Annotated in this window: 10 protein-coding genes; 1 reads left to right on the forward strand and 9 read right to left on the reverse strand. The window is 45.4% G+C overall.

The features are described from left to right. Positions 1-68 precede the first annotated feature (68 nt). The 9 genes from ACX0G9_RS02585 to ACX0G9_RS02625 all read right to left on the reverse strand — a co-directional run bounded on the left by ACX0G9_RS02585 (position 69) and on the right by ACX0G9_RS02625 (position 10693). The gene (locus ACX0G9_RS02585; protein WP_459063285.1) at positions 69-1472 is read right to left on the reverse strand and encodes a RagB/SusD family nutrient uptake outer membrane protein; all 1404 of its coding nucleotides are present in this window, start codon (positions 1470-1472) and stop codon (positions 69-71) included. Positions 1473-1528: 56 nt separating this feature from the next. Next, entirely contained in the window at positions 1529-4984 is a 3456-nt protein-coding gene (locus ACX0G9_RS02590; RefSeq protein ID WP_459063286.1) for a SusC/RagA family TonB-linked outer membrane protein, read from the reverse strand. A 260-nt stretch (positions 4985-5244) separates the two neighbouring features. Further along, positions 5245-6441, reverse strand: coding sequence for a FecR family protein (locus tag ACX0G9_RS02595; RefSeq protein ID WP_459063287.1), 1197 nt, complete (start codon positions 6439-6441; stop codon positions 5245-5247). Positions 6442-6570: 129 nt separating this feature from the next. Next, entirely contained in the window at positions 6571-7164 is a 594-nt protein-coding gene (locus ACX0G9_RS02600; protein ID WP_459063288.1) for an RNA polymerase sigma factor, read from the reverse strand. A gap of 90 nt (positions 7165-7254) precedes the next feature. Further along, complete coding sequence (locus tag ACX0G9_RS02605; protein WP_459063289.1) at positions 7255-8034, reverse strand: NADPH-dependent F420 reductase; 780 nt, start codon at positions 8032-8034, stop codon at positions 7255-7257. A 7-nt stretch (positions 8035-8041) separates the two neighbouring features. Further along, complete coding sequence (locus ACX0G9_RS02610; RefSeq protein ID WP_459063290.1) at positions 8042-8581, reverse strand: SRPBCC family protein; 540 nt, start codon at positions 8579-8581, stop codon at positions 8042-8044. 32 nt (positions 8582-8613) lie between these two features. Next, positions 8614-9060: an SRPBCC family protein gene (locus ACX0G9_RS02615; RefSeq protein ID WP_459063291.1), complete on the reverse strand. Its 447-nt coding sequence runs from the start codon at positions 9058-9060 to the stop codon at positions 8614-8616. A 147-nt stretch (positions 9061-9207) separates the two neighbouring features. Beyond that, complete coding sequence (locus tag ACX0G9_RS02620) at positions 9208-9951, reverse strand: isocitrate lyase/PEP mutase family protein (RefSeq protein WP_459063292.1); 744 nt, start codon at positions 9949-9951, stop codon at positions 9208-9210. 28 nt (positions 9952-9979) lie between these two features. Further along, a complete protein-coding gene (locus tag ACX0G9_RS02625) occupies positions 9980-10693 on the reverse strand; it encodes an SDR family NAD(P)-dependent oxidoreductase (protein WP_459063293.1) in 714 nt (237 codons plus the stop codon). A gap of 149 nt (positions 10694-10842) precedes the next feature. Between ACX0G9_RS02625 and ACX0G9_RS02630 the strand changes: the two genes are divergently transcribed. Then, positions 10843-11823: a GlxA family transcriptional regulator gene (locus tag ACX0G9_RS02630; protein ID WP_459063294.1), complete on the forward strand. Its 981-nt coding sequence runs from the start codon at positions 10843-10845 to the stop codon at positions 11821-11823. The last annotated feature ends 69 nt before the right edge of the window (positions 11824-11892 follow it).

Genomic DNA, 11892 nt, shown 5'->3' on the forward strand with positions numbered 1-11892 from the left:
GGCCAACTCCCATCTTTTACAAAGCATCAAATGTTAAATTCAAAGAACTCTTCATTTGTTCGTGACACCTAATACCCCGGGTTCTGCTTGATCAACCCGCCTGTAATATCAATTTCCGGCTGAGGAATAGGGAATACATATCTGTTCGCCGGCAATACCCCATTCGGCTGCTTGCTCAGCCGGATTCGGTCATAGCGGTCCTGCCCTTCGAATGCCAGCTCCCATTCCCGCTCCTGCAACAATTGGTCGGTCAGTACCTGGGGACTGGAAAAATTAGCCATAGTATAAGGCATGGGTGCTTGTCCGGGGGGAAAAGACCGTTGATGGATCTGATTGAGTAGATCGATCGAAGGCTGGTTGACCCCATTTTTAGCTACTAGGGCTTCTGCCTTGTCCAGCATGATCTCGGGAATACGGAAGATCACCAGGTTGTCTTTATCATTGGGGTCCGTGAATTTTCGGGGCATGATGTGCGGACTGCCATAGACGTTGACCGTATCGAACATATCCGCGTTGCGAATATCCCCTGCCTGGTAGGTAGCACGGAAACTATCGCTGGCATTGGTAAATCCCTGGAAATACCAGGTATTATTTAGTGCATATTGGGTTGGATCCTGATTATAGCTGACGGGGAAGGCAAAAACGATCTCCTGGTTGAATGGATAAGAGCCCGCTCCGGCCACATTATTCGGGAATACGGATAATATGGAAGGTAGCAGGGTATAAAGGTTGTCGTTCAGGACAGCATCGCAATAGGAACTACAGAGATCGTAATTTCCCATATACAGGGCTGCTCTGGCCGCCAAGGCGGATGCAGATCCCTTCGTAGCGTGGGTACGCTGGGTAAGATCATCAGGGTATCCCGATGGCAGATCCGGTATAGCTTCGCTGAGGTCTTGCAGGATCTGGGCGTATACTAGTCCATTCGTTGAGCGGGGGATATTCTGAGAGCCGTCATATCCGTCGAAAGATTGCAGGCGAAGAGGTACGCCCATATTATTCGCTTTCCCTTGCAAGGCTCCGTCCCCGAACAATTTAAGGAGATTCAGGTAGCTGAATGCCCGGATAAATTTTGCCTCGGCAATATACCTTTTTTGCAAGGCCGAACTAAAGGTTGCCTGATTGGCCAATTTGGTAATACAGACGTTTGCCAGGTTGATCGTGGCATAATTGTTATTCCAGAAGCCAGCAATCGTTCCGTCCCTGGAATCAATAGCCCCGGTGAAATAACGGGGACTATAGTTCATGGCAATACCGGTAGTCAGGTCTCCTAAAAGATAGACATCGCTATTGGAAGCGGTCCATAGGCTGAGATATGCTCCTGCAACCAGGGCTGCCGTATTACCGGAATCCTTCAATGCAGCCTTTTCGGTAAGTGTGCCTTCCGGCGCCAGGTCCAATTGTTTGTTACAGGCAGTCAACGAGCCCGCAACCAATATGACCAGGATAATTTTATGATAGTTCGTTCTCATTGTTCAACTAATTTTAAGAGTTCAGACCAAAATTTTAAGGTTAAAGCTCTAAAAGGTTATAGGCCTAATTTGATTCCGGCGGTAAAGGTTCTGGGTGCGGCCATCGTCAGTTCATCATAACCGGCATTTAGGGAAGAAGAGCCATAGGCGCTCACTTCAGGGTCCAATCCCGAATATTTTGTGATCGTTAATACATTATTGGCTTGCACGTATATTTTCAGGCTGGAAAAGTATTTCGCCCTTTTTATGGTACTTCGCGATACATTATAGGCCAGGGTGACATACCGCAGTTTCACGAAAGAAGCATCTTCCAGGAACCGGGATATATCGCGTCCCAGCGTATAATCGTATGAACTGCCAAAGCTGGCATTCGCATTATTGGATGCATTGATCAGCGCAGGAATATTAGTTTGTTGTCCCACTGCCGTCCAATAGTTCAGGAGGTCCGGTGAAAGATTATTGATCTGTGCATTCGAATAGGTCGACTGGGTATAATTATACAGATTCGCTTTGGCGCCATTGTACATCTTATGGCCAAAAGCAAAAGAGAAAAAGGCATCCAATTCCCATCCCCTATAAGAGAAGGTGTTATCCAATCCTCCATACCAGGTTGGCATAGCATCCCCTTGGGCAACCCGTTGAGTCAGGTAATTCGGATCGCTGTAATTGGCCGGAAAAGGAGTCTCCGTGGTTTTGCCGTTCGTGCTCTGCCATAAAGGATTGCCATTCTGCGGATTGACCCCGGCCCACTGGAATAGGAAGAATTCCGTGGCTGAATGCCCTTCTAACCAATATCGTCCTCCATTTTGTTCAATCTGCTGTGCCAGATCTGTAGGATCGATCTTATGCAGTTTCTGTATAATATTCCGGTTGCGGGCAATATTAAAGTTGGTGGTCCATTGAAAATCCAGACTATGAACGTTCCGGCTATTAATAGTAAATTCCAGTCCCCGGTTATTCAGATCCGCCAGGTTTTGCGTCTGCGAGGTGAATCCCAGGAATCCAGGCACCGCCGACGGCAGAATGGCATTATTGATCTGCTTATTATAGTAATCAAAGGTAAAAGTCAGTCTGGATTGCCAGAGAGAAATATCCAACCCCAAATTATAAGTCTTTGTCTTTTCCCATATCAGGTTGGGGTTAGCAGGCTGTGATACGTTGAGCACCGTCCCATTCCCATATGTGGCGCCATACACATTCAAGGTATACTGGCCCTGGTTACCATAATACCCGCCGCCGCCATCTGTTCCGGAGAAGCCGATACTGCTACGCAGTTTAAGCTGGTCGATGGTGGCCACATTCTTTAAGAAGGATTCACGATTAACTGCCCATCCCAGTGAGAAAGAAGGGAAGCCTACATACCGGCGATTTGCAGCAAATTTAGAGGACCCATCCAGTCGGTAGGTTACTCCGAACATATATTTCTGGTCGTAGGCATAGGTCATTCGGGAGAAATAGGACACCAGGCCCCATTTTTTTTCGAGGGCCGATTGAACACCCTTTTGGGAAGCGGCACTAATGCTTAGAATATCATTATTCAGAAAATTTCTTCCCCAGATGGACGAACTGCTCTCTGTGGATCCTTCGAAGCTTTGCCCCACCACTCCGTTAATGTTATGTTTGGATCCAAAGTTCTTATTGATCGTCAGTGTATTATTGGTCACCCATTTATGATACTGGGTGTTCGTCTCATTGCCAAAACCTCCGGGAGTCTGGGGTTTTACAATATCCCTGCTATAGGCCTTTCCGTTCAGCCAATCCACACCAAATTCCGACCGGAAGGTGAGCCAGGGCGTTAATTTCAAATCCCCGTAAACATTTCCCATCACCCGGCTATCAGGGGAATAATTCTTATAGGTGTTGGCAGTCCCTACTGGATTCAGATCGGCGGTAGGCCCGATGGGGTTGGTACCTTTCCCCCAATTATAAGATCCATCCGGATTATTGATCGCCTGGTTTGGCGATTTGTTGATCGCTCCCCGGTATACGGTCTGGGCATTTAATGCGTTGTTGTTGGTATAGGTCAGGTTCATATCGGTACCTACTGTAAATATTTTTGACAAATGCTGATCGAAGCGAACCCTCATCTGATAGCGGGTATAATCATTATTGATGATCGTCGATTGTTGACGGGTATAGTTCCCACTCACATAATAGGAACCCTTCCCATTCCCTCCCGACAAGGCCAGTGTAGCGTTCGTACTCAAAGCCTGCCTGGTTACTTCCTTAAGCCAGTTGGTATTGACTCCTTTGGGGAATACATAGTTTTGAGCCCAGTAAAAAGGATTGCCGATAGCGTTAATGGAATCCATTGTATGGAAATAGGCCGTATAGAAACCGGCATATTGATCGCCATTCATTAGTTTGGGGAGTTTTTGAACACTGAGGGAGGTCGCCAGGTCAGCAGTAACATTCATTATTCCTTCATGACCTTTCTTGGTGGTAATGAGGATCACTCCCGCCGCCCCCCGGGAGCCATAAATCGCCGTGGAGAAAGCATCTTTCAGCACCTCGATGGATTCGATATCATCCGGGTTGATCGTGGCGAGAGGATTCTTCTCGAATTGGTTGCGGAGTTGTCCGGAAACATCATAATCCTGGGCGGTTTGGTTCCCGCCAAAAGCAAATCCAGCGATGTTCCCTACCCCGAAATCGGCGGTATTATTAGTACGGTCGATCCCATAAATGGGCACCTCATCCACTACGATCAGCGGCGCATTTCCAGTAGTATTCAGGGTACTTACCCCCCGTATCGTTATCGAAGTAGCACTTCCCGGCACTCCCGAGGAGGGGGTAACCAGCACACCGGCGATTTTACCCACCAGGGCATTATCGATGCTTAAGGGAAGGGCCCCGATCTCATTGGCAGGTTTATAAGTACCTACCGCACCCAGCAGACTTCTCCTCTCCTGGCTGCCATAACCCACGATCACAGATTCAGTCAGCAGAGCTGCTCCGATCCTCATGGACACCTGGATGGGAGTCTGCCCTTCTTCCACCTTTACCTGCCTGGGGCTATATCCAACAAAGCTGATCGTAAGAATATCTCCGGCGGAGGCAGTAATAGAAAATTTTCCGGCATCATTCGTAACACATCCGACCTTGGTTCGTTTGTTCCTAACCGATACATTTTGCATCGCTTTCCCTTTCTCATCCGTTACAATCCCCTCTACCGTAAACCGCGGCAGCTGTAGGGCAGGCATCAGGCTTTCCGGCTCTTTCATCTTTATAACAATATTCCGGTCCAGGATGGCATAGGTCAATCCTTCTCCTTTCAGGCAATAATCCAGCACTTCCCCAATAGAAGCATTTTTCATTTCCACCGTTACCTTCCGGGTGTTTTTCAGCAATTCATTTTTGTAAAATAACTGGTAGCCGGTCTGTTTGCGGATCTCTTTGAATATTTTTTCCAGGGGCACATCCCTCTCCGATAGATTAATCTTTTGTGCGGACCCCTCCCTGGCGCTAAGTTGCAAACAGGTGATGAGTAGTAGTACAGCAGTTAGTTTCATAACCAACATAGTTTTGGTTAGTAGCCCGGGCCTGGTACCCCGGTGCATACAGAGAACAGTAATTTTCATACCTTTGTCATGTTTGGGTTAAAATTGTTAAGCAGTCATTAAGCCGATTGTATTTACCGGGTTAACCCAGATACCCGCCGGGAGTGCTGCAAACACTTCCGGCATTTCTTTGGTCAACCTTTTCCTCTTTTTCTCTTTTTCTGCCTGTTCCCGTCTGTTCCCGTCTGTTCCCGATTTATAGGGCAACCGGTTTATCCAGGCAATACGATGACCCTCCTCCCGTCAATCCTGAAATGCACGTCACTTAATTCCAGGATCTTCAGCACCTGGGAGATATTGGTATTCCGGTTCATGGTCCCGGAAAAATGCCAGGCTGGTTTTTTCCCTTCATAACTCACTTCCACATCATACCATCTTTCGATCTGCCGCATGACCGTTTCAATACCTGCCTCATTAAACTGGAAAACACCGTTCCTCCAGGCAACCGCTTCATCCGCATCCGCCTGCTTTATCAATTCAGGAGTGCCGTTCGTCTTAAACCCGGCCTGCTGCCCCGGTTTCAGCAGTATGCTCCCGCCGTCTTTTACCAACTTCACGGCTCCTTCCAGTAGGGTAGTTTTTACCATCTCTTCATTGGCATAGGCGTTCACATTAAAATGGGTGCCCAATACTTCCACTTCGCCTGCGTTGCCTTCCCCCCCGGATGGGGAAACGATCGAGACGATGAAGGGCATCGTCTTTGTTGTCATATGCACCACTTCAAAATAAGCCTCCCCGCTCACCTCCACTCTCCTTTCCCGGCCGGTAAAAGCCGTCGGATACCGGATCGAAGAAGCCGCATTCAACCACACTTTGCTGCCATCCGGCAGGATCAATTGATACTGACCTCCTCTTGGCGTGGAGAGCCTGTTATAACTGACTGCCGCGGTGGCGCCCGTTCCGCTCTGATAGCTGACCCGGCCATTATCCAGTTTGGTAATTTTCGTATTTTCCTGTACTGCGATCGTTCCCGTTTTTGCGCTGTCCAATACGATAGCCGATCCGTCCGCCAGGGTGAGGATGGCCTTATTCCCGCCCGGCAATACATCGTTCTTATAGAGTTTGCCGGTTTCCGGTGGTCGATTTCCTTTTTGCGTTTGGTTCTGCCGGAAAAAATAGCCCCCGGTAACGATACAGAGGATGATGGCGGCTGCAACGGCCACCCTGGGCAGATAAAAGATCCTCCTCCCGGTGATTACCCCTTCAGACCCTGACACAGGTTCATGCATAGCCTGACGGATGCCCGCCTGCAAAGAACTTTCAAAAACTCCCTTTTCTTCTTCCGTCCATGACCATTCTCCGGAAACAGCCATTGTATCGTACCATTGTTCGATCGCTGCGGTTTCTTCCGCAGTGCATAACCCCATCCGGTAACGTTGTAATAATCCTTTTATCTCGTCCTTATTCATATGATCGATAGTTGAAGCGGGGGTAACGCCCTATCAGCGCCCCTCCTCTATTATATTCCCAAAAAGGAAGGTTAGTAGTAGATAAAAGGAAAATTTATTTTTCAGGGGAAAAAGGCAAGGAGAGAATGGCTAGGAGAGAAAGGCTACATATAAAGCGGCTGTTGCGGAGAGACCGCCTACATCGTTTTTGATACTTTTTAAGGCATTGCTAACCTGTTTTTTAACGGTGGTTTCCGCAATCCCCAATTTTTGGGCAATCTCCCGGTAGGAAAGGTTTTCCTGCCGGCTTAAACGATATATTTCACGCATTTTAGGAGGGAGGGCGGCAATGGCCCGGTCTACCCGTTCTTCCAGCTGTCTAAATTCGATCAGGTTGACGGCAGGCAAATCATTCCCAAGTTGCAGATGGTCGGTCAGGGTCGCCAGAAATTGATTCCGGTTAAGATTACGTTCTATGAAGCGGAGAGAGAGATTACGTACGCTCTTTAATAAATAGGCGATCAGGGGGCCCTTGATGACCAGATCCGCCCGTCTTCTCCAGATGGATACGAATACCTCCTGCACGATATCCCTGGCTTCGTCTTCGGAACGGATCACTTTCAGCACATACAGGGCCATTTGTTCCCAGTACCTCCCATAAATTTCGGTAAATGCTCCTTCCTCGCCCTGCCGGAGCAATAGCAGCAATTGCTCATCCGTATTATTGGAAAATGGAGTAGTCATTTGAGCCTTAAGATAGATTAACCTGATTAAAGTTAATCAAAAGACAACAAAGAACCGTTTGCTGGTCATAATAATCTGAGATGGGTCACTTCAAAACCTTCGTCGTTGCAATGTTCTGAGATAAGCCGGATAATCTGTTTTCATAAGCGCTTCATCAGTTTTGCGCTTGGATAGGATTTCATGGCGCATTTGAGACCAGTCGCTGCCTAATTCTTCTACCCTTTTCTTAACTGTTGATAGATTGATATCCCTGCAATATATCGGGCTACCCGGCTGCTGCTTCCATGACTCTTGAATAAGACCAATATCAAAAGGGTCAAAGCCTAATTCATCTACCAACCTAAATACAACCTCCTTTGCGATAGCGTCATCACCGGAAACCGCAATAGCGATGCGATCTTTTTCGCCCCTGGGTTTTCCAAGTACATTTATGCTGGTGGCTAAAATGGAATTAAATACTTTGACGATAGGTACTGCCAGCTGTTGCTGAACCCACAGGCTATCTATACCGCTCTGATCAAGCCCCGGAAGTATGCCATCACGCAGGGTTGGATAATAATTACCTGTATCAATAACCACAACATGCCCTGGGAGACCGGTGAAAATGCTTTTTGGAAGATTGGGTATGCTTTTTTCCGGAATGGAAATGATTACCACTTTTTTATTTTCTGTGACCTCCTCCACGGTGGTTGCTTCTGCCCCGATGTTTCCAGCTACTTGTTTGAATGAATCCGGTCCCCGCGAATTAGCCATGGAAACACGGTGGCCTGATTTGATAAATTTTGAGGCAAGACAAAGTCCCATTTCGCCTGCACCGATTATGCCTATGTTCATAGCTCTTATTTGGTTTTTGGTATTGTTATTTCCCAAACCTGGCTTAACCGATATTTGAGACAGCCTTTATCTTTACCTCATCCGTGGTCATTGGGGTCCCTGTGCTATTAGGTTGTCCTTTGCCTGTGGTTATCAAAGCCAATAAACTTTCACGGATATAGTGGTTCCACCCGTTCTCGCAGATTTCATAACATTCATATTCCGGCACCAGGCCTTTGTGTGTAAATCTGAGTTGTGTTTTGCCATTCTTTTCGGCAATTTCAAAATGAATGGTTGTATTTACCCATTCAGTTTCGTTAGCAATGGCCTCTGCAGTCAATTTATGGGAAGCACCCGGGAAGATTCCTGGCTTAAAATAATTATCCATCACCAGCCATATAACTTTTTGATCAGGGACGACCTCGATCAGTTTTATTTGGCAACGATGGATATCTTCGAAATGATATTTAAATATATCGTGCAGCTTTTGTGTTGGGCCTTCAATTTCTTCCGACCACCAACCGCGCACGTTGTTAATGGCATTGAACACTTCATGTGGAGTTTGGCTTACCGCAATGGTAGCTGTAAAATCTGTAGTTGTCATTTTGTGTGATTTTTATTTTTAGCTTATAAACTTTATCCTAAATTGATCTTCGTGGTTTCACCCTTGGTTATCAAACCAAATAAGCCCTGATGAATAAGCTGGCCCCATGCATTGGAACAGCTTTCAAAACATTCAATTTCAGGACCTAAGCCGATGTGCGAAAAACGGAGTTCGGTTTGGTCATCCTTCTCCCTAATTTCAAAACTAATCTTTGTCCCTGTCCATTCCCTTATATTTTCTGTGAAATTGAGGCTGCTGTCGGTAACCACCCATACCACTTTCTGATCGGGGATCATTTCAACTACCTGCTGTTTCGAAAAATGAAATTCTTTATAACGATAGGTGAATTCGTCGTTCAGTTTGGATGAACTCCCTTCAATTTCGCCCGACCACCAGGCCTGGGGATTATTAATTGCATTAAATACTTGTTCCGGGGTTTGTTCTACGACTATCGTAGTAGTAAAATCATTTTTGTTCATGATTGCTTTTTTTATTCAGTTTGACAATTTTTTGCGTAACCCAAAGGTTACACAAACTTAAAGGTAACTTTTGAGTTACGCAAATTTATTTTAAAAAACAACAATTTTTTTCAATCAGCTAAAGTTGATTTACTACTAAGGGGCAATTTAATACAAAGGGGCAAATGACTGTTCTGTGTGAATATCCCTGAGTACCTTTTCTACCTGATTGTATGTTGCCTTGTATAAAAAAGCAGCCATGCTTATCCGCTTTACACCGCCTTTGGCAAGTGCTTCGATGGATGAAAGGTTGGGCACACCAACTACGTTTACAGGAAGCGTGACCGATGAAGTGATTTCCTTAATGAGCGCAATATCGCTCAGGCCTGTCACAAATAATCCATTAGCGCCGGCATCTTCATATAACTTTGCCCTTTTCAATGTTGTTTCCAGGGGGAATTGCAATTTTTGTAAGAAACCATCTGTTCTGGCATTGATAAATAGTTGCTGGTTATTTTTGGTCAAATAGTTTTTAATGCTGTTTAACTTTTTAAGGTATATTTCTTCACCCTGAGTATCTTCCAGGTTGATGCCAACCACGCCAGCATCAATCAGCTTCTGTATATGATCGTTTAATGTTGTCAGATCGTTAGTATAGCCTCTTTCTAAGTCAACAGACAATGGAATGTTCGTGACGGCTATTATTCTTTGAATAATATATAATAATTCGCTGAACGGAATTTTTTTTCCGTCTGCATAGCCTAACGAATCTGCTATAGCGCCGCTTGATGTTGCAATTGCATCGTATCCATTAATTTCTATGATCTGCGCACTTTTTGCATTCCAGGCATTTGCAATGATCAGGGGGTTTTCCTGATGATGTAGCCTGAAGAATTTTTCGTATTTATTCATATACTTCTGTTGGAATTTAATTATTTACTTATACTGCCTGAACAGCCATAGCGTTCTGGCGCTCCATGGCCTTTGTCCCGCTAACGTTCCAGCTCTGTTCCATGGAAGCCGACATAGGATCGGGGAAAATGTCTTCCTGTTTATCTTCTACTGCGTCAAAGATATTTTGGGCTACGGATTCGGTGGAAGCCTTTGGTATTTCCAGGCCGCGGCTCATCTCCGTATCGACCGGGCCGGTAAGTACAGCATGGACGCTAATATTTTTGGTTTTTAGAAAGGCCCGTAATGATTGTGTCATGGAAAACGCGGCTGCCTTTGAAATACAATAAGACGCGATAGGTGGTAAAGGGGCAAGGGCAAGTATGGAAAGGATATTGACGATTGCACCTTCAGAACCTTTCAGCGCGGGCAGAAAAGCATTTGTAATATTTTGAGTTCCGTAAAGGTTAACTCCAAGATGTTTCTCTAAAATCGTGCTATCACTCAGGTCATCATAAAAGGCTACGCCTGCATTATTGATGAGCATGTCCAGCTTGTCTATCTTTCCGGCAGCTTCCCTAATTTGCTCCATATTGGTTATATCCAGTTTTAGCGGCACTACCCTTTTGTCTGGATGGTCCAGCGCTACACGGGTGCCGGCGTAAACTATCTTTGCCCCTCTTCTGAGCGCCTCTTCCACTAAAGCACTCCCGATGCCGCGGTTGGCTCCTGTAATCAACAGGACTTTGTCTGCTATGTTCATGTTTGCTTGTTTTTTAGAATGAAAAAAAATAACTGGATGTTGACAAGGTAAAATTACTGTCTATATTTAGCATTGAGCTGTGGTGAAATAGACAATCTACCGTGTCGATTTGGACAAAATATTGCCGTAATTTTGTTGGAAAAAGCAAAATGAAGCAGGTAACGATCCTGGTACCAGCCGGTGAAACCAATTTAAGCAGCGTCTTTGGTACGATGGAGATTTTAAAGGAAGCCAATGATTATTGGCAAAGAACGGGAAAAGCACCGGTCATGGAAGTCCGTATTGCTGCTGTCCTTTCCGAATTGAAGCAACATGACCAGTTCGTTTCGATCCATCCCATAGATGTTAGTAAGATCAAAAAACATGACCTGGTGATCATTCCTTCTGTTATTGATCCGGGTGGCTTTGACAGGCTGCTCGTTAATAATAAAATCCTGATTAAATGGCTGTACACGCAATATAAATATGACACAGAAATTGCCAGTATTTGTACCGGTGCATTTTTATTGGCAGCAACAGGTCTGCTGGAAGGAAAAACATGCTCAACACACTGGAGCGCCGAACATGATTTCAGGCGGTTGTTTCCAAATACTGATCTTCATATTGACAAACTGCTGGTAGCTGGACAGGGCCTCTACACGAATGGAGGTGCCTATTCCTTTTTAAACCTGATTTTACTCCTGGTAGAAAAATATTTTGATCGTCAAACCGCCATCTACTGTTCAAAGGTTTTTCAGATTGATATAAGCAGATCCTCGCAATCCCCTTTTGTCATTTTCCAGCCACAAAAGAACCATAATGATGAATTAATTGGCAAGGCTCAAAGTTATATGGAAGAAAACCTGAGCGAAAAAATTTCCTTTGAAAAGCTGGCTTCAAAACTAGCCATCAGCAGGCGGAACTTTGACAGGCGCTTTATTAAAGCTACCGGTAATACGCCGGTCGAATATATGCAACGTGTTAAAATGGAGGTTGCAAAAAACGCCCTGGAAAAAGGTAGAAAAAAAATTTATGAAATTATGGACGAAGTCGGTTATAACGATGAAAGGGCATTCAGGGATGTATTCAGGAAGATAACCGGTTTGCTACCATTAGATTATAAGGCAAAGTATAATAAGGAAATAGTCTGATTTCATGATCTGAAAATTTTGGGATTGATTAAAGTGTGGCAACTTAAAATCAATCCCAATTGTCAGGTT

It is taken from the genome of Flavitalea flava, assembly GCF_054461575.1.

Coding starts and splice junctions, on each gene's coding strand:
- ACX0G9_RS02585 (WP_459063285.1), bottom strand. CDS start 1,472: ATGAGAACGAACTATCATAAAATTATCCTGGTCATATTGGTTGCGGGC.
- ACX0G9_RS02590 (WP_459063286.1), bottom strand. CDS start 4,984: ATGAAACTAACTGCTGTACTACTACTCATCACCTGTTTGCAACTTAGC.
- ACX0G9_RS02595 (WP_459063287.1), bottom strand. CDS start 6,441: ATGAATAAGGACGAGATAAAAGGATTATTACAACGTTACCGGATGGGG.
- ACX0G9_RS02600 (WP_459063288.1), bottom strand. CDS start 7,164: ATGACTACTCCATTTTCCAATAATACGGATGAGCAATTGCTGCTATTG.
- ACX0G9_RS02610 (WP_459063290.1), bottom strand. CDS start 8,581: ATGACAACTACAGATTTTACAGCTACCATTGCGGTAAGCCAAACTCCA.
- ACX0G9_RS02615 (WP_459063291.1), bottom strand. CDS start 9,060: ATGAACAAAAATGATTTTACTACTACGATAGTCGTAGAACAAACCCCG.
- ACX0G9_RS02620 (WP_459063292.1), bottom strand. CDS start 9,951: ATGAATAAATACGAAAAATTCTTCAGGCTACATCATCAGGAAAACCCC.
- ACX0G9_RS02625 (WP_459063293.1), bottom strand. CDS start 10,693: ATGAACATAGCAGACAAAGTCCTGTTGATTACAGGAGCCAACCGCGGC.
- ACX0G9_RS02630 (WP_459063294.1), top strand. CDS start 10,843: ATGAAGCAGGTAACGATCCTGGTACCAGCCGGTGAAACCAATTTAAGC.